At 65.4% G+C, this 24,617-nt stretch carries 23 protein-coding genes, 2 tRNA genes and 1 pseudogene; 15 read left to right on the top strand and 11 right to left on the bottom strand.

Annotation, left to right across the window (positions count from 1 at the left end; translation table 11 throughout):
- Positions 1-64: 64 nt before the first annotated feature.
- The 4 genes and pseudogenes from SROT_RS17465 to dprE1 all read right to left on the bottom strand — a co-directional run.
- Positions 65-880 (bottom strand): annotated as a pseudogene (locus SROT_RS17465) (SAM-dependent methyltransferase); the annotation flags it as partial.
- Between the two features lie 125 nt (positions 881-1,005).
- Complete coding sequence (locus tag SROT_RS14135) at positions 1,006-2,865, bottom strand: arabinofuranosyltransferase (RefSeq protein WP_013139699.1); 1,860 nt, start codon at positions 2,863-2,865, stop codon at positions 1,006-1,008.
- Positions 2,862-3,617, bottom strand: coding sequence for a decaprenylphospho-beta-D-erythro-pentofuranosid-2-ulose 2-reductase (gene dprE2 / locus SROT_RS14130; protein WP_013139698.1), 756 nt, complete (start codon positions 3,615-3,617; stop codon positions 2,862-2,864). The genes SROT_RS14135 and dprE2 overlap by 4 nt, the downstream gene beginning before the upstream one ends.
- Position 3,618: 1 nt before the next feature.
- Entirely contained in the window at positions 3,619-5,025 is a 1,407-nt protein-coding gene (gene dprE1, locus SROT_RS14125) for a decaprenylphosphoryl-beta-D-ribose oxidase (protein ID WP_013139697.1), read from the bottom strand.
- Positions 5,026-5,152: 127 nt separating this feature from the next.
- Between dprE1 and SROT_RS14120 the strand changes: the two genes are divergently transcribed.
- The 4 genes from SROT_RS14120 to polA all read left to right on the top strand — a co-directional run bounded on the left by SROT_RS14120 (position 5,153) and on the right by polA (position 10,135).
- A tRNA-Leu gene (locus SROT_RS14120) sits at positions 5,153-5,225 on the top strand.
- 481 nt (positions 5,226-5,706) lie between these two features.
- Positions 5,707-6,594, top strand: coding sequence for a hypothetical protein (locus tag SROT_RS14115; protein ID WP_013139696.1), 888 nt, complete (start codon positions 5,707-5,709; stop codon positions 6,592-6,594).
- A gap of 138 nt (positions 6,595-6,732) precedes the next feature.
- Complete coding sequence (locus SROT_RS14110; RefSeq protein WP_245535314.1) at positions 6,733-7,404, top strand: ANTAR domain-containing response regulator; 672 nt, start codon at positions 6,733-6,735, stop codon at positions 7,402-7,404.
- A 19-nt stretch (positions 7,405-7,423) separates the two neighbouring features.
- Positions 7,424-10,135, top strand: coding sequence for a DNA polymerase I (polA, locus tag SROT_RS14105; protein ID WP_013139694.1), 2,712 nt, complete (start codon positions 7,424-7,426; stop codon positions 10,133-10,135).
- Between the two features lie 166 nt (positions 10,136-10,301).
- Here the strand turns inward: polA and SROT_RS14100 are convergent, their stop codons facing one another.
- Together SROT_RS14100 and SROT_RS14095 are read right to left on the bottom strand one after the other, a co-directional pair.
- Positions 10,302-10,499: a CsbD family protein gene (locus SROT_RS14100; protein WP_013139693.1), complete on the bottom strand. Its 198-nt coding sequence runs from the start codon at positions 10,497-10,499 to the stop codon at positions 10,302-10,304.
- A gap of 121 nt (positions 10,500-10,620) precedes the next feature.
- The gene (locus SROT_RS14095; protein ID WP_013139692.1) at positions 10,621-11,451 is read right to left on the bottom strand and encodes an SDR family NAD(P)-dependent oxidoreductase; all 831 of its coding nucleotides are present in this window, start codon (positions 11,449-11,451) and stop codon (positions 10,621-10,623) included.
- Positions 11,452-11,539: 88 nt separating this feature from the next.
- Here SROT_RS14095 and SROT_RS14090 point away from each other — a divergent pair.
- A tRNA-Arg gene (locus SROT_RS14090) sits at positions 11,540-11,616 on the top strand.
- Between the two features lie 90 nt (positions 11,617-11,706).
- Here the strand turns inward: SROT_RS14090 and SROT_RS14085 are convergent.
- Both SROT_RS14085 and SROT_RS15825 read right to left on the bottom strand, forming a co-directional pair.
- Positions 11,707-12,981, bottom strand: a complete 1,275-nt coding sequence (locus SROT_RS14085; RefSeq protein ID WP_013139691.1) for a site-specific integrase — start codon at positions 12,979-12,981, stop codon at positions 11,707-11,709.
- Between the two features lie 47 nt (positions 12,982-13,028).
- The gene (locus SROT_RS15825) at positions 13,029-13,643 is read right to left on the bottom strand and encodes a helix-turn-helix domain-containing protein (protein ID WP_013139690.1); all 615 of its coding nucleotides are present in this window, start codon (positions 13,641-13,643) and stop codon (positions 13,029-13,031) included.
- A gap of 136 nt (positions 13,644-13,779) precedes the next feature.
- Between SROT_RS15825 and SROT_RS14075 the strand changes: the two genes are divergently transcribed.
- The 9 genes from SROT_RS14075 (at position 13,780) to SROT_RS15820 (ending at position 20,140) form a co-directional block, all read left to right on the top strand.
- Positions 13,780-14,019 (top strand): helix-turn-helix transcriptional regulator, encoded by a 240-nt coding sequence (locus SROT_RS14075; protein WP_013139689.1) that lies wholly within the window; start codon positions 13,780-13,782, stop codon positions 14,017-14,019.
- Positions 14,020-14,226: 207 nt separating this feature from the next.
- Entirely contained in the window at positions 14,227-15,099 is an 873-nt protein-coding gene (locus SROT_RS14070) for a hypothetical protein (RefSeq protein ID WP_013139688.1), read from the top strand.
- Between the two features lie 544 nt (positions 15,100-15,643).
- On the top strand, positions 15,644-15,958 hold the full coding sequence (locus tag SROT_RS14065; RefSeq protein WP_013139687.1) for a WXG100 family type VII secretion target: 315 nt from the start codon (positions 15,644-15,646) through the stop codon (positions 15,956-15,958).
- A gap of 5 nt (positions 15,959-15,963) precedes the next feature.
- Positions 15,964-16,254: a WXG100 family type VII secretion target gene (locus tag SROT_RS14060; RefSeq protein WP_041408094.1), complete on the top strand. Its 291-nt coding sequence runs from the start codon at positions 15,964-15,966 to the stop codon at positions 16,252-16,254.
- On the top strand, positions 16,251-17,732 hold the full coding sequence (locus SROT_RS14055; protein WP_013139685.1) for an HNH/ENDO VII family nuclease: 1,482 nt from the start codon (positions 16,251-16,253) through the stop codon (positions 17,730-17,732). Before SROT_RS14060 ends, SROT_RS14055 begins: the two co-directional genes overlap by 4 nt.
- A gap of 6 nt (positions 17,733-17,738) precedes the next feature.
- A complete protein-coding gene (locus SROT_RS14050; RefSeq protein ID WP_013139684.1) occupies positions 17,739-18,251 on the top strand; it encodes an ankyrin repeat domain-containing protein in 513 nt (170 codons plus the stop codon).
- 20 nt (positions 18,252-18,271) lie between these two features.
- Positions 18,272-19,165: a hypothetical protein gene (locus SROT_RS14045; RefSeq protein WP_148223459.1), complete on the top strand. Its 894-nt coding sequence runs from the start codon at positions 18,272-18,274 to the stop codon at positions 19,163-19,165.
- Positions 19,162-19,596 carry a YbaB/EbfC family nucleoid-associated protein gene (locus SROT_RS14040; RefSeq protein ID WP_013139682.1) on the top strand — a complete coding sequence of 145 codons (435 nt, stop codon included), beginning with the start codon at positions 19,162-19,164 and terminating at the stop codon, positions 19,594-19,596. Before SROT_RS14045 ends, SROT_RS14040 begins: the two co-directional genes overlap by 4 nt.
- 94 nt (positions 19,597-19,690) lie before the next feature.
- Complete coding sequence (locus SROT_RS15820; protein WP_049773374.1) at positions 19,691-20,140, top strand: ParB N-terminal domain-containing protein; 450 nt, start codon at positions 19,691-19,693, stop codon at positions 20,138-20,140.
- Positions 20,141-20,308: 168 nt separating this feature from the next.
- On the opposite strand, the gene SROT_RS14030 is transcribed toward SROT_RS15820, so the two are convergent.
- The gene (locus SROT_RS14030; RefSeq protein ID WP_013139680.1) at positions 20,309-20,857 is read right to left on the bottom strand and encodes a recombinase family protein; all 549 of its coding nucleotides are present in this window, start codon (positions 20,855-20,857) and stop codon (positions 20,309-20,311) included.
- Positions 20,858-21,490: 633 nt separating this feature from the next.
- Between SROT_RS14030 and SROT_RS14020 the strand changes: the two genes are divergently transcribed.
- Positions 21,491-21,727 carry a hypothetical protein gene (locus SROT_RS14020; RefSeq protein WP_013139679.1) on the top strand — a complete coding sequence of 79 codons (237 nt, stop codon included), beginning with the start codon at positions 21,491-21,493 and terminating at the stop codon, positions 21,725-21,727.
- A 140-nt stretch (positions 21,728-21,867) separates the two neighbouring features.
- On the opposite strand, the gene SROT_RS14015 is transcribed toward SROT_RS14020, so the two are convergent.
- Together SROT_RS14015 and SROT_RS14010 are read right to left on the bottom strand one after the other, a co-directional pair.
- On the bottom strand, positions 21,868-23,265 hold the full coding sequence (locus SROT_RS14015) for a DUF2252 domain-containing protein (protein ID WP_013139678.1): 1,398 nt from the start codon (positions 23,263-23,265) through the stop codon (positions 21,868-21,870).
- A 136-nt stretch (positions 23,266-23,401) separates the two neighbouring features.
- Positions 23,402-24,616 carry an FAD-dependent monooxygenase gene (locus tag SROT_RS14010; protein ID WP_013139677.1) on the bottom strand — a complete coding sequence of 405 codons (1,215 nt, stop codon included), beginning with the start codon at positions 24,614-24,616 and terminating at the stop codon, positions 23,402-23,404.
- Position 24,617: the final 1 nt, after the last annotated feature.

Below are 24,617 nucleotides of genomic sequence, written 5' to 3'. Positions count from 1 at the left end.
GAGCTGTTTGCCCGAGGGCCGGCGAGTCGACCGGGTGGCCGAGCTGCGCCATGTGCTTGGCCGAGGAGACCCCCTGGGCGGCCCAGCCCTCTGCGGTCAGCCGTTCGACCAAGTCGGGTCGCGGCTCGTTATAGATGAGTTCGGCGAAGTTCGAAGACCAGTTCGCGGCGCCGTCGGTGATTTGCGGCGCGAGCCGGCGCACCTCCTGCTGCATCCCTTCGGCGTCCATCGGCTGCATATGCTCGATCCCGGCCCAGCTCCCCGGCGCGGACAGCGAGAGCAACCGCTCCAGCAGGAGAGTCTCCGCTTTCGCGGACAAATACATCAGGAGCCCTTCGACGAGCCACGCGGACGGTTTCGCCGGGGCGAACCCCGCTTTGACCAGAGCCGTCGGCCAGTCCTGGCGCAGGTCGATCGGCACGGTCACTCTGCCCGCTGCCGGGGCGACGCCGATCCCGGCCAGGGTTTGCGTCTTGAAATCGAGCACGTGCGGCTGGTCGAGCTCGAACACCCGGCTGCCCTCGGGGTAGCTGAGCCGGTAGGCCCGCGCGTCCAAACCGGCGGCAAGGATGACGTACTGCCGCACGCCAGCGGCCTCGGCCGCCGCGAAGACCGCGTCGAAAAACTGCGTCCGCGCGCCCTGGTAGCGTTGAAAACTCATGCCGAACCAGCTCGTGCCGAAAGCTTCGAAGACGGGGCCTTCGCCGCGCAAGGCCGCTGCCCATTTCCCGCCTGCGGCGCTCACCAGCAGCTCCGCGAACGGGTCGGTGGCAAGCGGGTCGGCCTTGCGTGCCTCAAAGGCTCGCGCGGTGGCCACAAGCAGCGCGGTCGCCCCGACAGACTCGGTGATCGACCATGTGTCGTCGTCCGTTCTGGCCACTTGCGAGCCCCTTCGAATCAGAATTACTTAGCTCTAGGCAATATATACCCTGGATGTCTGCGTGGAACGGTACCCGTGGAACGAACCAGCCGCCCTGGGAATTCCCCGAGCGGACGGAGCCCAGTTCAGGGATACCGGCCAAGGGCTCCAGACTTTTGCATCACAACCACGAACGGGCCGAACTCCCGGGTGGCGAACGAGCCCGCCGGGAAGAGCCTCGGGTCGAACGCCACGTCTTCGCGAACCACGTTGGGCTGGTTCGGGAAGATGTCGGCCGAAAGCCGCAGGAGGTATTTCCCGTCCGCGCCTCGACGGAAGAGGATCACATCGGGCGCGCGCCACGGCAGCGCGCGCCACGCCGCGAGGAGATCATCGGGATTGGCGAGCTTCGCCCAGGACTTGATCGCTTCGGAACGTTCCTCGAAGTGCGCGAGCGGGTTGGCGTAATGGGGGGTGAGGGCTTGGAAACCCCAGTAAGGATAAATCGCGAGGAACCCGTAATCGCTGGTGAGCACCTCCAGCTGGTCCGGTTTTTTCCCGGTGAACTCGCGAATCGCGTGATCGACGTCCCGGTAGTACTGGCCTTCGTCGGGCGCGCGCCCGTCCCCCCGCCGCCCGTCGCCGTCCGTGTCGGTGTTCGCCACAGTGAACGGCTCGACCATCAGGTTCAGCATGGATTGGGCGTAGGAGACGGCAACGATGGCCGCGAGCCCGGCCGCGATGGCCCGGACGCTGAACCGGCGCCCGCCGACGCCGCGCAGGCGCACGGCGAGGACCCTGGCCCCCAGCAAGAACGCGAGGACGCCCGCGGAGCTCAGCATCGCGAGGAGCGGCACCAGCAACCGGAACGCGAGCAGCGTCGTCCCTTCGAGGGAGAGCAAGAACGACGCGAACGTCACAAGGTACACCGCCACGACCGCGACCCCGAGCGCATGGGCGATGTGGTTGCGGCGGAACCAGCCGATGATCCACAACGTTCCGGTCAGGCAGCACAAACCCGAGATCAACGTCCACGTCATCGGCAGCGACAACGTCGCCCCGTTGCGCATCATGAACCTCGGCGCCATATCGGCGCCCGCCCCATGGCGCAGCACGGCGAGCAGGTACGGCCCCCAACTGACCAATGCGACGGGGACCGAGACAGCGGCCATGGCCGCGAGCCGTTTGGCCACCACGCGCCGGTCCCCGCCCCAGCCCGCGGACAAGGCGAGCAAGAAAACCGCGAACGCCGCATACCCGGCGTACAGCGTGTACGTGAGCGCGGACAGGCCCAGGTACACGCCCGTCCCCCACACGCCTCGGCCACCGCGCCGCAGCGCGCGGTACGCGATGACCAGCACAGCGGGCAGCGGCAGGGCGAGGACCGCTCCGTACGGCTCCGGCGACCCGTGCACGATAACCACCGCGGTCTCGGCCAGCGTCGCGAGCAGGGCGCGGTCCTTGCGCACCAGCTTGGACCACAACACATACGTCCCCGTCGCCGCGACCGCGATGCTCAAAATCGAATACGGCTTGTACGCGGCCCAGCCCGGCCACCCCGCCAGGCTCGCCAGCCGCCCGCCCACCCAAAACCACGCAGGCGGGTAGTACGGCGGCAGCCCGGAGTACGTCATGTCCGCGAGCGCGGGGGAGTCTGTGAACCTCGTCAAATACGACGTGCGGAATTGCGGGTCGATGGTGATCCCGAACAGGAAAAGCCGGGTGGAGCCCAGCGGCAGGGCCAGCGTCGCGGTGACGAAACCAGAGACCGACAGCCACGCGAGCAGCTCCCCGCGCCGCTTGCCTTGGCGCAACCAGAGCGCGGCCTGAAAAGCGACCGCGAGGCAGACGAGCTGCCCTGCGGTGGTGGCGGCGTACGGCACGTACGAGTTGTTGTACGCGGGCCAATGGACCGTGGCCACGGCCTTGAAGCCCACGAGGCTGACCAATGCCGCTGTCGTAAGCGCAAGCACTGGCCGCAGAGCCCGGAGCCGCCCGTCGATCACACTGGAAGTTTACGGAAGATTGCGCGCGGTATGTGCCGGAACGCGAACATCACGAAGCGGAACGGCCACGGGACCCACACGATCTCCTTGCCCGCGCGCATGCCGGCGACTGCCGCCTTTGCCACGTCCTGCGCGTCCACGGTGAGCGGAGCCGGGGGGTGCCCGGCGCTCAATTTGGTGCGCACCTGGCCGGGGCGCACCACGGTGACTTTGCCGCCGTGCTCCGCCAGGGCCTCGCCCAAGCACAGGTAGAAGCCGTCAAAACCGGCTTTGGAGGAGCCGTACACGAAATTGGCCCGCCGGACGCGCTCGCCCGCGACCGTGGACAGCGCGATGACGCGGCCGTGCCCCTGCGTCTTGATCTTCTCGCCGAGCAGCACGCCCACGGACACGGCCGCCGTGTAGTTGACCTGGGCGAGTTCGACCGCTTTTGCCTGGTTCTGCCAGTTCTCCTCGGCGTCGCCGAGCACGGCGAAAGCCACGACGCTCACATCCACGTCGCCCGCCTCGAACACCGCGTCCATGATCTTCGGGTGGCTCGCGAAATCCGTCGCCTCGAAATCCACCACCCGGACCGTCGCATTGTGCCGTTCGAGGCGTTTGGCCGCGGCGGCGCGGGCGGGCGTGTCGCGCGCGGCGATCGTGACCACCAACGGGCCGGAGTCGAGCAGCTCCTCGGCGATGGCGAGCGCGATCTCCGAGGCGCCGCCGAGCAGCAACACGGACTTGGGGACCCCAACAGCGTTCATCATGTCAGACAAGCTCCAATCTTCTGCCGAGATCTGAGGCGAACACCCCGTCCGGGTCCACGTTGCGCCGCACGCCCAGCCATTCGCCGATCCTCGGGTACATCGCGTGGAAAGTCTCCGGGGCCACGCGCGAATCCTTCGCCGTGTAGACCCGGCCGCCGAATTTCAGGATCCGGGCGTCCAGCCCGCTCAAAAACTCGTGCAGCCCCGGCTTGATCGGGAAGTCCACGCAAATGTTCCAACCGGCGATCGGGAAGGACAACGGCGCGTTGTTGCCCGGGCCGAAAAGCTTGAACACGTTCAGGAACGAGACATGCCCGGATTTTTGGATGTCCTGAATGATCCGCTGGAACTCGTCCACCGCCTCCGGCGGGACGATGAACTGGTATTGCAGGAACCCCTTGCTGCCGTAGGCCCGGTTCCACTCCCCGATCATGTCCAGAGGGTGGTAGAACTGCGTCAGGTTCTGCACCTTGCCCCGATAGCTCTTGCCCAGCTTGTACCACACATTGGTCAGCGTCCCGAAAGTGAATTTGTTCGCCAGCCCGTTCGGGAAGACGTCCGGCGCGGTGAAGAACTGCGGCGCGTCGAACGCCAGAGGGTTCTTCTGCAACGCGAGCGGCAACTGGTCCACTGTCGCCAGCGAGCCGCGCGACACCACCGAACGGCCCAGCTTCGGCATCGGAGAAATCGCGTCGAACCACGCCGAAGAATACGTGTAGTTCGCCTCCGAGCCGTCGCTGTGCAACTCGATGGTCTCCGCCAGCGTGGCAGGGGTGTCGCCGTCCGCGATGAAATACGCGGTCTCGGTCGGCGTCATCGCGATCTTCGCGCGCAGCACCACGCCCGTGAGGCCGCAACCGCCGACCGTCGCCCAGAACAGAGCCGAGTCCGGGCCGTCCGGCGTGATCGTTCGGACCTCCCCGGACGCGAGCAGAAGATCCATCGACCGCACATGGTTCCCGAAACTGCCCGCGCTGTGGTGGTTCTTGCCGTGGATGTCGCTGCCGATGGCCCCGCCCACCGTCACCTGGCGCGTGCCCGGCAGCACCGGCACCCACAGCCCCAGCGGCAAGGCCGCTTTCATGAGCAAATCCAGGCTCACGCCGGCGTCCACATCGGCGATCCGGGTTTGAGCGCTGATCGAATGCACCCGGTTCAGGCGCGTCATGTCCAGCACGACCCCGCCGCCGTTCAGCGCGTGGTCGCCATAGGAGCGCCCCAGCCCCCTGGCCAGGACCCCGCGTCGGCTGTGCTTCGGAGCCTCGGCGTTGTGCTTGGCGACGGCGACGACAGCGTCGACCGCTTGCTGCGGGTCGACAACCTGCAGGACATCCGCTTTTGTCGCGGCGGTGCGCGCCCAGCCAGTGAGCAGCCTCGGCGTGGTCGCAAGACCGAAAGGTGTAGACATCAGGATCGAGGCTACTACACCCTGCTTGTCATCCCCTGCTCGTCACCGCCTTGCCCGTCCCGTCCGGCGCCTTGCGCGACCTGTTCGCCAAAAGCCACGTCTTCCGCTAAACTCGAACGTCGCACAGGCCTTGGTAGCCCAACGGTAGAGGCGACGGACTCAAAACCCGTACAGTGTGGGTTCGAATCCCACCCGAGGCACTTCGACGATCGCTGCGGGAATCCTTGCGTGAAAATGATTTCGCGTGGGGATTTCTGCTGTTCTGGGTGAATTCTGGGGTCGTTGCAGCAGTTTCTCGGGGTGTCCCGTCCGTATCCGCCCGAGCCGTCAGCGGGCCAGAGGCCTCAGCAGAAGCAAGGGCGGCTAGGAGGATTCGCCGCAGTTCGCGGACGTGGGTCCAAGGCCCGCCGCCGTCGCCCCGCGGACCTTGTTCCCGGTGTGGCCGTCCTTGCCCGCACGGCCCCGCTGGACGGTCTGCCGCGACCACGGCCCTGCTCCTGATGGGGCGGGCAACGTTCAGATTGTTCCCTCCGCATACGGACGACATAGAGGAAGGCCCTTGCGGAACCTGGGTTTTTCGGTCCCCTGCTCGAGGGCGGCGCGCCATGGCCGCCTCAGAACCGCTCACCGCATTTCTTTCTCTGACATGCGGTATCCGCGCCCTGGTCGTAGTATCGAGAGATGACAAGGCGCAAAGCCGATATCAGGACGTTGCACCATGGCCAGGTCGTGGTCAAGCGGCCGCAGCAGCGGACGGAATGGGCGACGTGGTTCGCGCGCGCCAAGTGCAAGTGCGACCTCACGCAGCAGCGGATCGCCGACCTCACCGGGATCAGCCTGTACCGGCAAGTCCGGTGGGCCGAGGACGGGGACCTGCCCAGTCTCGAAGAGCTGCGGCTCATGGCCGAGGTCACTGGCTCGGAATACGGCGATCTCCTCGTGCTCTGCGGCTACATCGACGAAGCGGACATGGGCAGGCTCGCCCAGCGCGCTTGTCTCGCGTCGATTCCGAGCAACGAGCTGGCCGCCGAGTTTTACCGCAGGGCAGAAGCCGGTCCCGCGGATGCTCTCTCGGAATTGCCTGAGACGGCGCAGGAGCTTTTCGAAGAGCAGGAACCGCAGATCGACCATCGGGAGCTCGCCTCCGTGCGGGTGCGGGGCGGGGAGCTCGTCCTCTGCGCGGAGCACGCTGAGGGGCACGAGCCGCTGGTCCTCTCCAAATTCGTCGCGGACGACGGCGCTCGCACCGATGTGTGGTTCACGCAGGACACCGCCCAGGAAGTGCTCGCGCTGTTCAAGGAGGGGCTGCGGGTCATCGGGAACTGGTACGACCGTCAGGCTTCCTGGCCCGCGTACGGCAGCCAGCGCATCCGCCTGGGCACCGCCACGGCGTTCAGCCGGGACCTGATGATCTACGTCGAGCTCGCCCCGGGCGCGGACCCCCGCATCATCTCCGTCTCCTCGGCCTCGCAGTCTCCGAGCAGTTGCGTGGAGTTCACCCATCAGCCGCTCGCCGAATATGTCGAACGCCTTCGTGAAGGGGTTTCTCTTCTCAAACGGTGGGCTTGACACGGCATAGCTTCTTCTGTCATAGAGTAGGGTGCGTATCGCAATCGCGGCGGCGCCGACAAGGAGCTGCCGTGATCTATTTTGAGAGAGGCGAGAACATTGGGCGAGGGAGCTGCAACCCAAGCTGGGCCACTGAAGGTGTTGGTCGCCGAAGACGAGGCGCTCATCCGCCTCGACCTTGTCGAGATGCTCACAGCAGAGGGCTATGAGGTGGTCGGAGAGGCCGCCGACGGTCAGTCCGCGGTCGACTTGGCCGTCTCGTTGCGCCCCAATTTGGTGATCATGGATGTGAAGATGCCGGTGCGCGACGGCATTGACGCCGCGTGGGAGATCGCCAAGGGCCGGATCGCGCCCGTGGTGATTTTGACCGCATTCAGCCAACGGGAAATGGTGGAGCGCGCGCGGGACGCGGGCGCCTTGGCGTATCTGCTCAAGCCCTTCACCCAGGCGGACCTCGCTCCTGCGATCGAACTCGCGGTGAGCCGGTTCGAGGAACTTGTCGCGCTGGAAAAAGAAGTGCTGACCCTGCATGAACGTCTGGAAGCCCGCAAAATAGTCGACCAGGCCAAGGGCTTGCTCATGGAGACGCACAAGCTCACCGAGGCCCAAGCCTTCAAGTGGCTGCAGCGTTCGGCGATGGACCGCCGCGAGTCGATGAAAGCCGTGGCGGAAACAGTCATCGCAACGCTCAACAACAAGAACCCGGACGGCGCGGAGCCGCTCGCGGAGCTCGGGGAGCAGGCTGCGCGCAAACAGCGGCCGCGCAAACGGTTCCCCGCGGACGCCCCACGCCCTTCGTCCGATCAATAGCTGCGCATAGACTGGCCCAGTGACCTCGGCGAAGCATAAACTCCTCCTGCTCGACGGGCATTCGCTCGCTTTCCGCGCGTTCTACGCTTTGCCGGAGGAGAATTTCCAGACGGCCGCCGGGCAGACGACGAACGCCGTGTACGGCTTCGTCTCGATGCTCATCAATCTGTTGCGCGATGAAGACCCCACGCACCTCGCCGTCGCGTTCGACGTGTCCCGCAAGACCTTCCGCGCCAAGATGTACCCCGAGTACAAGGCGAACCGGTCGAAGTCGCCGGAGTCCTTCCCCGCGCAAGTGGAGCTCATCAAGGAGGTGCTCGGCGCGCTGGGGATCGTGGTGGAGGCCCATGAGGGCTATGAGGCCGACGACGTCATCGCCACGTACGCCACCAAAGCCCAAGAGCAGGGCTACCAGGTGCTCATCATGACGGGAGACCGCGACGCGCTGCAGCTCGTGACCCCGGACGTCACTGTGCTGTACCCGAATCGGGGGGTTTCGGACCTGGTCCGCTACACCCCGGAGCAGGTGCAGGAGAAGTACGGTCTCACGCCCGCGCAATACCCGGACTTCGCGGCGCTGCGCGGCGACCCGAGCGACAACTTGCCCAAGATCCCCGGAGTCGGCGAGAAAACCGCGGCGAGCTGGGTGCGCGCCTACAATTCGCTCGACGAGCTTTTGGAGCGGGCCGACGAGGTGCCCGGGAAAACCGGCCAGGCGTTGCGCGAGCACCTCGACCAGGTGCGGCAGAACCGCCAGCTCACCGAGTTGGTCCGCGATATGCCGTTGGGGCATTCGCTCGCCGAGCTCGAGCGCCGGCAATGGGACCGGGACCAAGTCCACGCGCTCTTCGACCAGTTGGAGTTCCGGGTGCTTCGCGACCGGTTGTTCGCGACGCTCAGCGCCGTGGAGCCAGAGGCCGAAGAAGGTTTTGACATTGCCGGGGAGCTGCTCGCCCCCGGGCAGGTGGGCGCGTGGCTCGACGAGCACGCCAGGACGGGGGAGCGCTGCGGGGTGGCGGTGCACGGCGACGCGGTGCCCTCGGGGGGCGGCGGCACGCCGCTCAAAGACGGCGGACGGGCGTGGCTCATCGCGGTCGCCAGCCCCGACGGGTCCGGGGCGGCGATCAAGACCGAAGCGCTCACTGCGCACGACACGGCGGCGCTCGGGGCGTGGCTGGCCGATCCCGCTGCGCCGAAAGCGTTCCACGAGGCGAAATGGGCGGCGCACGCGCTCAGGGGCCAAGGATTCTCCATCGCCGGGGTCACGACGGACATCGGGCTCGCCGCGTACATCGCCCGTCCGGGGCAGCGCAGCTTCCAGCTTCCCGACCTCGCTGTGCGTTATCTGCGCCGCCAGCTCGGCCCGGACGACAGCGGGCAGAAGCAGCTCTCGCTCCTGGACGCGGAGCAGGATGACAACGCGGAGGCCAACGGCGCGGTCAGTGAGGCGGCCGCCATCCGGGAACTCGGCGAGGCATTGGACGACGTGCTCGCCAAAGCCGGTTCCGCCGACTTGTTGCACACGATGGAACTGCCGCTCACCTTTGTCCTCGGGGCGATGGAGGAAGCCGGGATCGCGGTGGACCAGGACGCGTTGGCCGGTCTGCACGCGGACTTCAGCGCACGGGTGCAACAAGCGGCTGAATCCGCGTACGCGGTGATCGGCAAAGAGATCAACCTTGGCTCGCCCAAGCAGCTGCAAGTGGTGCTCTTCGACGAGCTCGGCATGCCGAAGACGAAGAAGACCAAGACCGGGCACACCACGGACGCGGACGCCTTGCAGTGGCTCTTCGAGCGCACCGAGCACCCGTTCCTCTCGCATCTGCTGGAGCACCGCGACGCGACACGGCTGATGACCACGGCGCAGGGCCTCATCAAGGCGGTCGGCCCCGACGGCCGCATCCACACCACGTTCCGCCAGGATGTGGCGGCCACCGGCCGGTTGTCCTCCACGGACCCCAATTTGCAGAACATTCCCGTCCGCACCGAGGAAGCGCGGCGCATCCGAGGCGTGTTCGTGGTCGGCGAGGGGCACGAGGCCCTGATGACCGCCGACTACTCGCAGATCGAGATGCGGATCATGGCGCACCTCTCCGGGGACGAAGGGCTCATCGAAGCCTTCCGCACCGGCGAGGACCTGCACAATTTCGTCGCCTCGCGCGCGTTCGGCGTGCCGATCGACCAGGTGGGGGCGGAGCTGCGGCGACGGGTGAAGGCAATGAGCTACGGCCTTGCCTACGGCTTGTCCGCCTTCGGCCTCGCCCAGCAGCTCGGCGTCTCAGGCGAAGAGGCCAAAGCCCAAATGGAGGCTTATTTCGCCCGATTCGGCGGGGTCCGCGACTATCTGCGCGAAGTGGTCGAGGAGGCGCGGCGCAAAGGCTACACGGAGACCCTGTTCGGGCGACGGCGCTATCTGCCGGATCTGACGAGCGACAACCAGCAGCAGCGCGCGGTGGCGGAGCGGGCCGCGCTCAACGCCCCGATCCAGGGCAGCGCGGCGGACATCATCAAGGTCGCGATGATCCATGTGGCAGAAGCCCTCGCGGCGCGGAACATGCGCTCGCGGATGCTTTTGCAGGTGCATGACGAGCTGGTGCTCGAAGTCGCGGAGGGCGAGCAGGACGAGCTCGCCGCCCTGGTGGCGGAGCAGATGGGCTCGGCGATCGAGTTGTCGGTCCCCATGGACGTTTCGGTCGGTTTCGGGCCGAACTGGGACTGCGCCGCCCATTAGCGGCTGGGACTGCGCCGCCCATGAGCGGCTGGGACTGCGCCGCCCATGAGCGGGCCCTCGCGCCCGCCGGTCCTGGCCGCGCACAGAAATATGCCCGGCGCAGAAACAGGCCGGGCGCAGAAATAAGGGCGAACACAGAAACAGCACAAACACAGAGAGGGAGGGTTTACTTGCCGCTCAGTTTGTCCTTGATGTTCTCGACGGCGTCCTTGGCCTTGTCGGCCACTTCCTCGGCTGCCTGCTTGATTTTCGAGGAAGCCTGGTCCGCTTTCCCCTCGGCCTTGAGTTTGTCGTCGTCGGTCAAGTCGCCGACGGCCTCTTTGGCCTTGCCGCCGAATTCTTCTGCTTTGTCAGAAAAGCTCATGGCGTTCTCCTTCGCGTTTGAGCGTCGCCCGAACATCTGTCGGGATCTTGTCTATTCTAGCCGATTTGAGCTCGCGATGGTTTTGTCGGGCCTATTCGCTGACGAACGCAGGCCCACGGGTTCAGGATGTGCTCTTGGGAATCATCCGGTCGACAACAAAGCCCATAACGCCCTGGTACCAGGAACCAGTCGCCCGCACGAACAGGTCGAGGAATTTGGCGTCCGGGCCGACGAGCACGCGCGCGCGGCCTTTGCTGACGGCGTTGAGAATAATATTCGCGGCGCGTTCGGGCGAGGTGAGGGCGATCTTATGGAACAGGCGCATCGACCTTGCCCCGTCGTAGTTCTCGTCGAACACGGCGTTGTTGACGATATTGGTTTTGATGCCGCCGGGGTGGACGGTGGTCACCCGCACCGGACGGCGCGCGGCGCGCAGCTCCTGGCGCAGCGACTCAGTGAACCCGCGCACCGCGAACTTCGCCGCGTTGTACGCGGTTTGGCTCGGCACGGAGAAAAGCCCGAAAACGCTCGACACATTCACGATGTGCCCCGCGCCGGATTCGATGAGATGCGGCAGGAACGCCTTGGAGCCGTAGACCACGCCCCAAAAGTCGATGTCGACGACGCGCTCGATGTCCTTGATGGAACTTTTCTCGAAATTCCCCAGAAAAGTGACGCCCGCGTTGTTGTACACCTGGTGCACCACCCCGAAATGCTCCTTGACCTTGTCGGCGTAGAGGAACACCGCTTGCTCCTCCGCGACGTCGAGCCGGTCGGCCTGGACATGCGCGCCTTCGGCTTCAAGCAGGCGCTTGGTCTCGGCAAGCCCATCGGCGTCGACATCGCTGATCGCGAGCTTCGCGCCCCTACGGGCCAATTCCATGCTCAACGCCCGGCCGATGCCTGAAGCCGCGCCGGTGACCACAACCACTTTGCCAGCGAAATAATGCACACGCTCACGGTAACAGGGCAACTGGAGGCGCTTGCGCCCGCGCCGACCGCGCTGCGCGGGGCCGGGCGGGTAGAATCTTCTTTCGCATGGCGCCATAGCTCAGTTGGATAGAGCAAGAGCCTTCTAATCTCTAGGTCGCAGGTTCGAGTCCTGCTGGCGTCACCAGGAAACGCCTGCTCAGGCAGTGTTTCGCCATGCTGGTCCGGCCTGGGAAAATGGAACTTCCCAACAGAAACCCAACAGAAACGATTCGGCTCACCCTATGTTTTTGTCGAGGACGTCGGCCACTTCGCGGCGCAGTTTGTTCCTGCCGTAGTAGACGTTCTGCGTCACAGAGACGTGGGCGTGGCCGAGCTGGTCGGACGCGGCCAGGTCGTCGAATCCGGCCTCTTTGATGCTGGTGGCCGTGGTCTTGCGGTAGGTGTGCGAGGTGACCCATTCCAATCCGAGCGCCACACGGACCCGTCGCCACTGGCGCTGCGTGTTGCAGGGGTCGCGAAGCGCCCCGTTGGCGGCGGGGAAGACGAGCGGCAACAGTTCCGCGTCTTTCTGAATCTTTGTGGCAGAGACGAAGCCGTGCGGAGCTGTGAGGGCCTGGCGCTTTTTGCGCTCAGCGAGCATGGCGACCGCTTTGGGCGGCAGGGCAAAGATCCGCTCATCGCCAGCCTCGCTCTTGGTGAACTCCTCACGAATGAGGCCGACACCGTTGCCGCGCGTCACCTTGCCGCTAAGGGTCAGCGTCTTCTCTTTGAGGTCGATGTCGGACCAGAGCAGTCCGAGCAGTTCCCCGATCCGCAGCCCGGTTCCGGCGAACATCACGAACACGTCTGCCAGGTCGGCGCCCGCCGCGTAGTCCTTCACGGTCGGACAGTAGCCCTTGGGCTTGACCTGCTTGCCGCCCTTAGACACCGGAGGACAAGGCAGTTCGGACTCCCTGAGTTGCCGGATGAGGTCTTGGGACTGCGCCGGTTCCAGCGCTCGCGGGCGCTTGCGCGCTTTGCCCTGCCCTTTGCGGCCCCGCGCGGTCTTCGCGGTGCTGGGCGTGTCTTTGACCGGATTGCGCTCTATCGCCCTACCGGCTATCGCGAGCTCGAACATGCCCGAGAGCACCGACCGGCAGGTGTGCGCCGCGTCGGGTGTGAGAGCGAGCAGGAAGTTGTAGAGGGTCAGCGGGTCGCACTCGTGCAAGCGCACCCCGCCGAGCGCCGCAGTGATCTTCTTCGCGGCGCCGCTGTAGGTGTCGATGGTCCTCACCGAACCGCCCCGCATCGCCAAGGACTCGCGGAACTTCTCCCACAGCTCGGCAACGGTCGTCTCTCTGCTGATCGGCCCGGTGTTCGGCGCCTTGCGGGTGGCGAACCTCGCTTTGAGGTTGTGCTTGGCCTGCGTCTCGGTCGGCCCGACCGCCTCAGCGAGGCGACTCACGCCGTCCCAGTCCCGGTACCGCCCCTTCGCCACCCATTTACCGGGGGCGACCTCGTTCGCGGAGACCTCCCCCCAAGTGCCAAGCGGCTTGATCGGTCTGGGCATGGTGTCTCCAATCCTGATGGGCTGTGTTCGTAGGGGAGGAGCGCGTTCTACAGCGGCTCGTCGTCCATCTCGTTGTCGTACAGGTGAAGCAGGCGCTTCAGGTCCGGGTAGGCTGGCGACAGATGCGTGAACTTGTCACCCATGCGTTTGTGGGCGTATTGGACTTGGACATTTACCGACATGAGCGCGACCATCCACGACTGCGCGATGCTGTAGGCGTCCTGACGATTGGGGTCCGTGTCAGACCCTCCGGCCACCTTCCAATAGCTCTTCTCCACCACTTCGACTTCTGCGATGGCCTCAAGCAGCTCCCACAAGGCGCGGTCGGCTCGGCTGGCCACTCGGTTCAGGTTGTCGAACTTCACGTCCAGTTCGGCGTATTCGTCTGTTGCCGACTCGCCTGTCATCCAAAACACTCCGACCGGCACGCGCAGGATGTGCGCGATCAAGATTGCCTCTTGGTATTTGAGCGAGCGCTGGCCGTTCTCGATCTTGCCGACGATCTGCTGCGTGAATCGTTCCCCACGTGTGTTCACCGCGTCTGCTAGCGCCGACTGAGGCAGGCCGCGCGCTTCGCGCAACTCCTTGATGCGACTCCCGATCATCCGATCGAATGTCATCCCCACCAGGGGCTCGGAGCCTGTTTCTTCGTCCTCTGGCACGACACCGACTGTATCAGCTTTCAATCGGGTTGACAACACGCTATTATCGAGTAGTCGCTATCCGGCGGCTACCAACCCGCATCAGAGCGTCGGTAAGCCTCGCGGCAGCGGGCATCCCGACGACTTAAGGAGAACAATGCCTATCGGCAAGATCGGGGCGACGGACACCGCCCACGAATTCGATGAAATCCTCTCAGCGAAAGAGGCGGCAAAGCTTCTCGGGCTGACGCCTGGAACGCTCCGCTACTACCGCCACAAGGGCCGTGGCCCGAAATCATTCATCTGCGGTCGGCTCACGAAATACAGGAAATCTGAGCTGATCGCGTGGTTACAGGCACAAGAAGCCGCCTCCTCCAAGGGCGGCATCATCGCGTGAAACGGGGGCTGGATGGTCGCGCGCCCTGCTCTGAGATGGTTCTTGGCGGGACGAACTCAGAGGCGGGGGGCGCGGCCGGAAGGCCGGGTTTTGGGTTTTGTCGGCATTCCTACGTACTCCGAAGGGGAGACGCGTTTTGATTGTATCGAAGTTTCCGCGCGCCATAACAGGGGGCGTTGCGCCCCGGTTGAGGGAAGGTGGCGCGGCATGAGCCTGTGGTTCCCCTTGCCGGTGGACGTGTACGAGGAGCTGGGTTTCGCGGGCGTGCCCGCTGCGGCGCAGAACTTGTTCGTGCGGATGGTGATGGCCACCGCGCGTCATGACGGTGATCGGGTTTTGCCGAAGGCCGCGATGAGGTATGTGCGCGAAGGGCGTGAGTCCGGCAGCGAGAAAGCGCACATTCGGCGTCTGATTGGCGCCGGTTTCGTGATCGAGACCGAGGACGGCAAAGGGTGGGCGTTCCCCACGATGGACGAGGCGTTCAGCGTGTTCGAAGCCGCGCAGAGCAGGCGGGACAAGGCCCGCGAGCGGAGGCGCCGTCTGCGTGCCGCCGAGGCGGGAGAGCCCCAAGACGGGCCGGATGTTCGCGCACTAGACAAGACAGAGACCAGACCAGACGGAGACAAGACCTCTCATAGTCGCTTAGGAGGTGGGGGTCCGGGGGAGGAACCTGCTCGCTCTTCGAACTCGCAGCACAACCAAAGAGATGCCCCGGAGAGCGCCGATGAGCACAGAGGGATCGGGTTTCACCCGCAGGCGAGGGAGGATGCTTCGAGAGAGCCGCAGAGCATTGGGGCCGTCATTTCTCGGTTTGCCCCAAGCAAGGGAGGCAGCGAGGTCGCAGTGCCGTTGCCTCGGGACTGGCAGCCCGAGGGCGATTGGGCGATCATGCGCCGCCTCTACCCCGACGCGAACCTGCACGCCGGACTGCGGGCCTTCCATCACAAGCACGACGGACGCGACGACATCAGGCACTCCCTTCATGATTGGGGCAAGACCTGGTGTCAGTCAGTCATGGACGAGATGGACCGCCTTGGGGTGGAACCCGCAATGTCCCTAGAAGAGGCATTGTCAGGTTGATCGCGGCGCCAAACACGGCGTGAGCTCTTGCCGAGGCCGTTCCGGTGCGCTGACGCTTATGCTCGGAGCATGGCCGAAGGCCCCTTAGATGCGGAAAGCCAAGGCGTTCAAGACGGGGGCTGCGGACCCCAAGCGGCTCACCCGTTTCAAGAGCGCACCGCCGCGCTTGCCAGACTGAGGCACATCCAGCACTTCATCCATCGCCCTGGGGGGAGTCCCCCTTGAACAACCCCGGCACCATACCCGGCGCTGTTCCCGGTACCCCCCCGAACGCGCGAAGCCCTTTCGGGCGAGACGGCGAATGCTGGAACCCGTACGGATTCCGAGGCATGATGCGGCCCGTGGGCACATCCCGCCCTGTCAGGGTCCACCCCCCAGGGGGTGCCGGAATCACTGAAGGCGATCATGCCGACCGCTCGGCCAGCCTTCCTCGCGCGGCGCCAGGTTTTCAAAAATCATCCCCCTGCTTGGTTGCGGGTTTCATGGCGTCTGGATATGCTCGACACAAAATAGGCGGCGGTAGCGACGGTTTTGGAGGAATCACATGGGCGGTTCGCTTCGCTCGGACTCGGCGGAGCTTCGCGCCGTGCAGCAGCTCGTGAGCGGCATTGTGGACGAGCTGCGCGCGGAGTCTGACAGGTTGGCGCAGCACGGCGACCAGCTCGCGGAGGGCTGGTTAGGGGCTTCGGCGAAGAAGTTCCGTCCGCCGTGGGATGAGTGGAAGCAGGGCTGCGCAGCGGTGGTGGACGCTTTGGAGGCCGAGTCCGGGCTGTTGGGCGAGTCCGCCGATGACTACGAACAGCAGGAGGGCGCGAACCGCGACAGCCTGTCCCAAGTGGATATGAGGTTCAACTGGTGAGCGGGATGGGCGAAGACTACCGCGTGGACCTCGACCAGCTCTTAGAGCATGTCGAGCGGTGCGAGGAGTTCGACAAGAAAGTCGAGGACTGGCTTGACCAGATCGAGCAGGCCATTACCCGATTGCATGTGAGCTGGTCGGGCGACGCCGCTGCGGCGCAGCGCGATTACCACGACCACTGGGTTCAGGGCGCTCAGGAGATGAAAGACAGTTTGGGCAAGTTGCGTGACCGGGCGCAGACGAACCACGACTCCTACAGCGGCTTGATCGAGCACCAAAGGGGGATGTGGCCGTGAGCGATCATGGCGGCGCGGGAGGCGCTGGCGGGACGCTCGCGTGCAGCCCGGAGGATTGCGCGCAGGGGGCGCAGAGCGCGTCGAAGTTCCGCGACGACCTCGCGGCGGTGGTGACCAGGCTGGCGGGGGTGCTCAAGGGCTGCGGCGGCATGGCCGGGTCTGACTCGGGAGCTGAGAAGTGGGCGCACAACTACGACCCCGCCTGCGGCGGGCGGGGCGGCGCCGAGGGGGCTATGGAAGTGGCGTCCGACATCATCAATGGCGCGGGGATGATGCACGACCTGCTTTACTACACCGGGGCGAACCACAGCAACGCCGACAACCCCGACGCGCCGGTCTACCCGCCAGGCTCCCCGCCGGTCTTCAAAGTGCCAGCCGTCCCGCAGGCGTTCGGCGGCGGTTCAGGGGGCGAGCCTGGTTGGTGGACGTTCATCGCGAAATACGTCGAGGGGGCGGTGTGGCCGAACGGGCATGAGGACAAGCTCAAGGAAGCCGCCGACGCCTATAAAACGGCGGCTGACGGGGCGCGCGCGGCTGAGACGCACATCCCGGAGATCATCTCTCGGGTCAACCAGCAGAACATCCCCGAGGCTGCGACCATCGTCGGGTGGTGCAACAGGCTGCAAAGCGAGGTGAACACGCTCGCGGACACCTTCGCGGAGCTTGGGAAGGCGTGTGAGGAGTACGCGCATCAGATCCATGAGGCGCACGAGAAGATCAAAGACGCGGCCATAGACCTCGCGTGGCAGAGCGTGCTCATCGAAGGCGGCGGCGCGGTGCTGGGCTTTCTCTCAGGCGGGCTGGGCGAAGGCGGCGCGCAAGTCCTGGAGGCGTCGCGGCTCGCGGCCATCGGCAAGCGCATCGCCGAGATCTGTCGGGCATTCGTGGCCGCCGCCGAAGTATCCGGCCTGCCCCTCGTCGCAGAAGTCGGAGCCCTGGCGCGTGTCAGCATGGACTTGCGCCCGCTGCTCACGGCCCGCGCCGTGCTCTACGGCGGGTTCGCAGCCGAAGACGCAGCAGTGGCTGGCGACCTCGCGGACCTCGAAAAAATAATCCAATACCGCAGACCCTACCTGCGGAAAAGCACAAAAGAATTCATTGATGCCAACACCGAGAAGGCAACAGTTGACGGTCAGCCATTCTATAGGAGCGCGACTGATCGTAATGTATATATGCCGCAAGATAAGACGTGGGCGGGCAAGACTGTTGACGGCAAGCCCATTACCTCTCTTGAGAAGGACTCTACCGGCAAGTACTACGTGGACGCAGAGGGACGCAAGTATCCTGTTGACCCGGTGTGGCACTACGGGCATGAGTATGATCGCGAGTGGTGGCGGCTCCAGGAAGAGGCCAGATCAGCTAATCCGCCTTGGACACAGAAGCAGATGAACGACTACGTCAACGACCACCCGGAAATCTTCCGCATTGAAGACGCGCCTGGGAACGTGAGCCACGCGCATGAACGCCCGAGAGAGTGAGAGGTCATGACCCAGAACATCGATCCGCATCACCGCGACCGCGCTGGACGAACGCCACTACATTACGCAGTCGCGGACGGCCCGCGTGATATCAAAAACCCTGTGATGATCAAAGACCCGGCCCAAGCTGACGAGGCGCGCCGCAAAATTACTGAGTACAAGCTGACGAACACGAAACACTTGATCGACGCTGGCGCAGACGTGAACGCCCGTGATCAAGATGGAAGAACCCCGTTGCATAGCGCCGCGCAAAACAGCGATGCAGCGGTGGTGAACCTCTTGCTTGACGCTGGTTCCGAGATCGACGCGGAGAACACCAAGGGGGAAACCCCGCTGTACATCGCGCTTCGAGCTACTTGGAGTTCACCCGAAGTTGTGCGGCTCTTGCGCGACAGAGGGGCAGATGTGCATCACAAGACCGTAGATGGCGATACCCCCCTGAAATATGCTCGCAGCATTGAAGGTGGCGGTAACTTCCTTGAGCGCAAAGCCGTGTTCGCTGATCTGCTTGATGGTTGACCGAAGGTGTCCGTGTGGGTGTGAGCCAGTACGCGAGTCCTCCTTCTGAGCTGGTGCGCCAGCTTCGAGTTCTGCATGTTGAGCTGGCGGCGGTTGTGGGGGATTTGGCGGGGAAGCTCAAACGGTGCGGATGGATGGCTGGGCCGGGTTCTGTGGATCAGGGGTGGGCTGCGGGGTACGACCGGGCGTGCGGTGGGCGTTCGCCGGATTGCGGCGTGGTGGAAGCGGCCTCAGACATTGTTGTCGTGGTCGGCCAATTGCATGATCTGGTGCTTTCGGTGGACGTGTTACACCAGTACCGGGCGTTGGGGCGCACGGATCACCCCGCGTTCCCTCCCGGCTCGGTGGAGGTCTTCAAAGTGCCGAAGATCCCGAGGGCGTACGGCGAGGAGCCGTTGAGGGCGACGTGGGGCGAGCGGGCCATGCTGCGCGTGTCGCGGAAGATGTGGCGGGGGTACGCGCTGAGTAACGCCGCTGCGGCGTGGTCGCAAGCCGCGACGGCATTACGGGCGACGGCGAACCGTGTCCCGCTTGTGCTCGATCTCGTCGCGCAACGCGCATCGCCGGAGCGTGCCGAGATGGCGCGGATGCTCGGTTCGGCGCATGAGGACATGAGGACTGTGGGCGACTGTTTCGAAACGCTTGGAAAGGCGTGCTCGGTGTATCTCGACGCGGCGACGAGCCCGCAATTGCCGCTCGCGGAGCTGGTGCAGATGGCGCACGACTCCACTGCCCTGCTCGACTCCACCTGTGCGCCTGTGTCGGACATCGCGGGGAGGCTGCCCAAGTTGGCGCACGACCTGTTCGGACTGTTCATGATCGAGCCCATGGGCGACTTGCCCGAGCTGAGCGGCGCCTGCGACTGGCTCAACCAGCCCGCGGGCCCCGAAGAGGAAGACGAGGATGCTTTGTGAACACTGCGGAGAACGCGCTTGTCGAGAAGGTGGAAGAGCTGCGCGCGAAGCAGCGGCGGGCGCAGCAGGCGCTTGCCCTCGTGCGGGGCAAGGGCTACGGCTTGAACGCCGCCGTGGTCGTGGAGCTGGACGCGAGGGGCGAAGTGCTGCGCCTGGAAATCGACGAGGCCGCGTCGAAGTACGACATGGCCTCAGTCGCCAGCGCTGTGCGCCGCGCGTTCGCGGACGCCCGCAAGGACGCCGAGAAACAGGTTCGGCAGGCGTTGGGCGAGTTCACGGCAGACACGGAGATGGCCCAGGCTTTGGAAGAGCTGCAATCGCATTTCGGGATCGCCCCGCAGGACGGCCCGTCGAGACCGAACACCGCCGCTGCGCCTGGTCCGGGGGAGGACGACTACGAGCCTCCCGCGTCCTGGCTCGAACGAGCGTGAGCGTTCAGTAACGGCGCCTCAGGTTCGGCGGAAACATGAGATCGGCGGGACTGATGCCGAGCCAGGCAGCGACGGTTTCCACCTCGTCCCCGAGGTGGGGTTGATCCACCCGGTGGCGGTGACGGCGGATTTGCGGCTGGTGGCCGGTCAGCGGCGTTTGGAGGCGGCGCGGTTGTTGGGCTGGCAGACGGTGCCGGTCACCTTCGTGGCCTCCCTGGTGGAGGCTTCGGACTTGTTGCGCGCGGAGGCGGATGAGAACACGCAGCGCAAGCCGTTCACGCCCACCGAGGCCGAGGCGATAGCCAGCGCGATAGAGGCGGCGCTGCGGCCCGTGGCGCAAGAGCGGCGCAAAGAGACTCAGGGCAGGCCGAAAACTGCCGCCGAATCGGCGGCAGTTTTGCCGAAGCAGCCCGAGACTCGGGACATCGCGGCGCAGGCGGTCGGCTACGGGCGCGACACCATCAGCAAGGTCCGCAGGGTCAAGGACTTGGCCGACGACCCCGACCTTGGACAGATGGTGGGCAATTTGCCCACCATCTTCTAAATCGTCGCGGATGGACGCGGCGGGATCTGTGGCGGGTCCGCACCACAGGGTGATGCGCGCGGTAGGACGAACGCATGGCGTTTGGTTGAAGAAAAAAAGACCGGGGAGGGCGTTCGCCTATGCGGCCGAGGTGCGGGCATGGCGGGGGTAGGGGGTACCCCCGTGGGGTCAGGCGGCGTAGTTGTAGACAGTCTGTCGGCTAACCCCGTACTCGCGGGCGAGGCTGGCGACGGGCTCGCCCGCTTTGAGGCGCGCGCGCAGCTCGTCGGCCCTCTCTGTGTCCAGAGCGGCTTTCCTGCCCTTGTATTTGCCGTCGCGCTTGGCGATGGCGATGCCCTCGCGCTGGCGCTCTAGGATCATGGACCGCTCGAACTCCGCGACCGCGCCGAGCATCGACAGCAGCAGGGTGTTCATGGGCGAGTCGTCCCCGGTGAAGGCCAGGCCCTCTTTCACGAACTCGACCCGCACGCCCTTAGCGGTCAGGCCGCGCACGATCCGCCGCAAGTCGTCCAGGCTCCGCGCCAGGCGGTCCATGGAATGCACTAGCAGCACATCGCCCTCGCGGACGTAGCCGAGAACCTGGTCGAGCGAGGGACGGGCGGTGTCTTTGCCGCTGAGCTTGTCGGTGAAAACCTTGTCGAGCTCAACGCCGTCGAGCTGGCGTTCGGTGTTCTGCGCCATAGTGCTCACTCTAACGTATCCGACCCGCTGGCCCATGTTCTCGATTCCTTCGCTCGACGTGTTGATGTCAAAATAGAGTCTAAGATATCGCTAGACACATGTCAAACAATACGATCCACTACTCTATTTAGACACTTCGACCGAAGCCGCGCCGTGCCCAACACGGGTATACCCCAAATGGACACCCGCAAGGGCGACCCCCGTGCCATGGGCGCGTTAAAGCCGTTCGACTTGACCATCGTCGCCTTGGGCGGCTCGAACCGCCAACAAAAACCCAACAGAAACCCGACAAAAACACCCGAATCGGACCCTCGCGTCTCTTCGCGAACAAACGCCACAGGCCAACTCAACGCCAGCTGAGACGGTGTTTTTAAGCGAGTACCCGCGCGAGTCAACGCCCCGAACCTCATAATCTCTAGGTCGCAGGTTCGAGTCCTGCTGGCGTCACCAGGAAACACCTACTCGGGCAGTGTTTCGCCATGCCGGTTCAGGCCGGAGGAGAGAGCTTCCCAACAGAAACGATCCGGCTTCTGCCGATTCGAGGCTTCCCGTGCGTGCCCCTATGCCGGTGTGCCCCGTGGCTGCCGCCCGTCCTCAGCCAAGCCCGATTGCGGTGCGCTCTGGACGTTTTCCCTTATGGGGTCCTGCGCCCTTTGGTAAGATTGCCGTGTGAGCTCGGACGACGCCATTCCAGTAGAGTGGGACTACAAGGATTTCGGGGCAGAAGGCTTGCTCCAGCCCGAGCTGTGTCATTCCCACGGAGGGGCTGGGCCGATCCTGCCCCTGTTGCCTCCGTCCCCGCCGGGGCAATCGTCACTGGTGATGGACGACGATCCGCTGGCCGCGGACACGGCGCTGGAGGGGCCGAACGGGCGTGTCGTCGTCCGCTTCGCGCACGACATCTGAGCCGTCATCACGCGCCAGGGGCCGACCTCCCGCGCACTGATGCGGGATCGGCCTGCTGATTCCGCAATTGCCGCAGAGAGGCGCGCGGCCTTGTGGGGCACGGCCGAAAAAGGTTTTGTTCTCGGCGTCCTGTTCTCAGTTCACCAGGGGTTCTCCGATGCCGGGACGGCGCCAGCGGCGATTGCCGCGACAAGTTCCGCGTGGTCCTCGTGGGTTTGGGCGGCGTACGCGCGGGCGAATTCGAGGATCCCTCGGGTGAACGCGCGCCCTTTCCCGATGTAGGCGCTGATCGCCGCGGGCTCGCCGCTGCGGGCATGCGATTTGGCGAGGGCTGCGCCGCATAAAGCGGCGAACTCGGGGAGGCGCCCGGCGATGTGCTCTCCTTCCGGGATCACTTTCATATCCCGGAACTGGCGGACGTAATAGTCGAACTCTCCTCCTTTCGCCCAGCCTAAAAACAGGTCGCTCGCCGATTGCATCAACCGCTGACCGGCGACCACGCGTTGGCCGTGGTTGTCGAATTCGCTGGGGCCGAGGAATTCCTCGTACACGGACGCGGTTGCCTGCTTCATCTGGAAGAACACTGGTTGTTTGCCGCTCTCGCCCTCCATGAGGTTGAGGTAGATGCGCATGCCGACGCTCCCCACGCCGACCACTTGGCGCACCGAGTCGACCAGTGAGAATCTGGAGACGAGCCGCTGCAAATGCGGGGGGATGGAATCGAGATACGTGCCCATCGCGGTGCGCCACACGCGGTTTTCCGGACTGTGGGCCGCCTCGTGGCGGCGGCGTTTCACCGGGTCTGAGGTGATCCGTTTTTGCTCGTCGTCGCCGGTCGTCAGTTTCTCGACCGAGCCTTCGTGGGACTTCTTCTGGGACTCTTCTTCGATTTTTTCGCGGGCGCGTTCCGCATCGCCGGAGGAGAGGTACTCCAATGCCGCGTCCGCGGTGATCACGTCGTACCAGATGTCGAGTTCGCCGAGTTTGGCGTAGCGGCGCATGCTCTCGATGTAGCTGCCGACCGCCGCCGCGGCCGCCTCCTCGCCCGCGGCTCGGTCGAGTTTTTCGGCGGCGGCGAGCACGTGGGCGCTGGTCGCCAATCGTTTCAAGTCCCATTCGAAGGGACCGGGCAGGGTTTCGTCGAAATCCCTGGCGTCGAACAGCAGCTGCCGCTCAGGCGAGGCCCACAAGCCGAAGTTCAGGATATGGGCGTCCCCGCACATCTGCACGATGAGCCCAGAGTGCGGAGCCGCCGCGAGGTCGGCGGCCATCACTGCCGCGGCTCCGCGCAGATACGCCCACGAAGACGACGCCATGCGGGCATAACGCACCCCGAGCAGCGACTCGTCGCGGACCCCCTCCTGTGCGCGCAGGCGCGCGATCGCGGGCATGGCCCGCTTGGCGGGGCTCCAGTGCCCGCTGGCTTTCCGGGGGGCGCGTTGACGAGCCCGCTTCCCCGCTTTTTTGGGGCTGTCCTGCGCCGACTCGGCGCTGGCGCGTTCCTCGGCAGCTGGGATCGCCGTCGTATCGTTGATCACGGAGTCACCTTAGCCTTGCGAAGAAGATCGCTCAAAGCGAAGCGAACGCCCTGACACGAGGGCAAGCGCCGCGCGCACAGCAAGCCCAGGCGTGTTCGCCGTCTCCGCGACAAGGGTCGGCGCGGGAACGGCCCAGTCATCCCAGGCGGGCTCTGTGCGGGGCGTCGGGGTAGGCGGGCAGCAGCTCCTCGCCGGTGTTCGTCATGGCGCGGCTGGCGAGCGCGGACACTTTCTTGACGATCGGATTGGCGGCGAGGCCCAGGGCGGCGTCCAGGGCGCGGACGCCATTGCGCGAACGAGGATTGGCGAGCCGCAGCGCCCGTTCGCTGACTTTCGGGGCGGCGCCGGCGAACGGTTTCATCACTCGCTCGTACTGCGCGAACGCTGTGCTGATGCGCTCGGCTCCGGCCAGTTCGCCAGCCAAGACGTACGCTCCGATGAGCGCCAAGCTGGTGCCGGCTCCGCCGAATGTCGCGTTGCAGAACGCGGTGTCGCCGAGGAGCGCTATCCGCCCCTTGCTCCAGGTGGGGCTTCGCACCTGGCCGACGACCGAGAAGTAGAGGGGCGCGCCGGCTTCGAGGTCGCCGAGCACGCGGGGGGCGATCCCCCCGACGTCGGCGAATGTCCGCCGCAGAATGGTGACCTGGCTTTCGCGGTCGAGGTCTTCGAAGCCTCGCGCGTCGGAGAAGAACGTCAGGATGGCGCGTGTCGTCCCGACGTTGTCGGGGCGAAGGTGCACGGCGCGTGATCGCGTCGCCCTCTGCCACAGCCACCACTTCTCGTCGCTGTCGCGGCGAGGCAGGGTCGCGTACGCGAAGTACATGCTGAAATCGCGCACCGCCGCGCTGGTGACGAACCGGCGCGAGCGGGAGCGCAGCCCCTCGGCGATGACCAGCGCGTCCCCGTCGAGGGCGCTGCCGTCGTCGAGCGTGGCCGTGACGCGGTCGCCATGGTCGGCCACGTCGGCGATGCTGACGCCGTAGCGGTAGTCGGCGTGCTCGCTGCTGCGCTCGAAGAGGATGCGGGAAAGTTCGCTGCGCAAGATCTCCAGTTCGGCGGTCGGGCCGTCGGCTCCGCCGTGCCGTGAGACGGGAAACGCGGCGGCGGTCGAGCCGTCGGCTCTGACGAAGCGGATGCCGACCTCGGTCGTGTTGGCGGCGCGGACGGCGGCTTCGACGCCCATTTTCTGGATGACTGCGCGGGCTGCGCCGCGTATGTCGACGTTTTGGCCTTCGCTGCGGTGTTCGGGGAACCGTTCCAGCACTGTGGCGCGCCAGCCGCGCGCGGCGAGCTCATGGGCGAGAGCGGTTCCGGCGATACCGGCGCCCGAGACAATGATGTGCTTTGGCATG

The organism is Segniliparus rotundus DSM 44985 (genome assembly GCF_000092825.1).
Lineage (GTDB): Bacteria > Actinomycetota > Actinomycetes > Mycobacteriales > Mycobacteriaceae > Segniliparus > Segniliparus rotundus.
The sequence above is the reverse complement of the archived record's forward strand: the minus strand, read 5'-3'. Positions and strand labels throughout refer to the sequence as shown.

What these genes read in the sequence shown, in the direction of transcription:
- dprE2 (WP_013139698.1), bottom strand. Translation starts at nt 3,617, where the DNA reads ATGATGAACGCTGTTGGGGTCCCCAAGTCCGTGTTGCTGCTCGGCGGC.
- dprE1 (WP_013139697.1), bottom strand. Translation starts at nt 5,025, where the DNA reads ATGTCTACACCTTTCGGTCTTGCGACCACGCCGAGGCTGCTCACTGGC.
- SROT_RS14115 (WP_013139696.1), top strand. Translation starts at nt 5,707, where the DNA reads ATGACAAGGCGCAAAGCCGATATCAGGACGTTGCACCATGGCCAGGTC.
- SROT_RS14100 (WP_013139693.1), bottom strand. Translation starts at nt 10,499, where the DNA reads ATGAGCTTTTCTGACAAAGCAGAAGAATTCGGCGGCAAGGCCAAAGAG.
- SROT_RS14085 (WP_013139691.1), bottom strand. Translation starts at nt 12,981, where the DNA reads ATGCCCAGACCGATCAAGCCGCTTGGCACTTGGGGGGAGGTCTCCGCG.
- SROT_RS14075 (WP_013139689.1), top strand. Translation starts at nt 13,780, where the DNA reads ATGCCTATCGGCAAGATCGGGGCGACGGACACCGCCCACGAATTCGAT.
- SROT_RS14070 (WP_013139688.1), top strand. Translation starts at nt 14,227, where the DNA reads ATGAGCCTGTGGTTCCCCTTGCCGGTGGACGTGTACGAGGAGCTGGGT.
- SROT_RS14065 (WP_013139687.1), top strand. Translation starts at nt 15,644, where the DNA reads ATGGGCGGTTCGCTTCGCTCGGACTCGGCGGAGCTTCGCGCCGTGCAG.
- SROT_RS14060 (WP_041408094.1), top strand. Translation starts at nt 15,964, where the DNA reads ATGGGCGAAGACTACCGCGTGGACCTCGACCAGCTCTTAGAGCATGTC.
- SROT_RS14050 (WP_013139684.1), top strand. Translation starts at nt 17,739, where the DNA reads ATGACCCAGAACATCGATCCGCATCACCGCGACCGCGCTGGACGAACG.
- SROT_RS14030 (WP_013139680.1), bottom strand. Translation starts at nt 20,857, where the DNA reads ATGGGCCAGCGGGTCGGATACGTTAGAGTGAGCACTATGGCGCAGAAC.
- SROT_RS14010 (WP_013139677.1), bottom strand. Translation starts at nt 24,616, where the DNA reads ATGCCAAAGCACATCATTGTCTCGGGCGCCGGTATCGCCGGAACCGCT.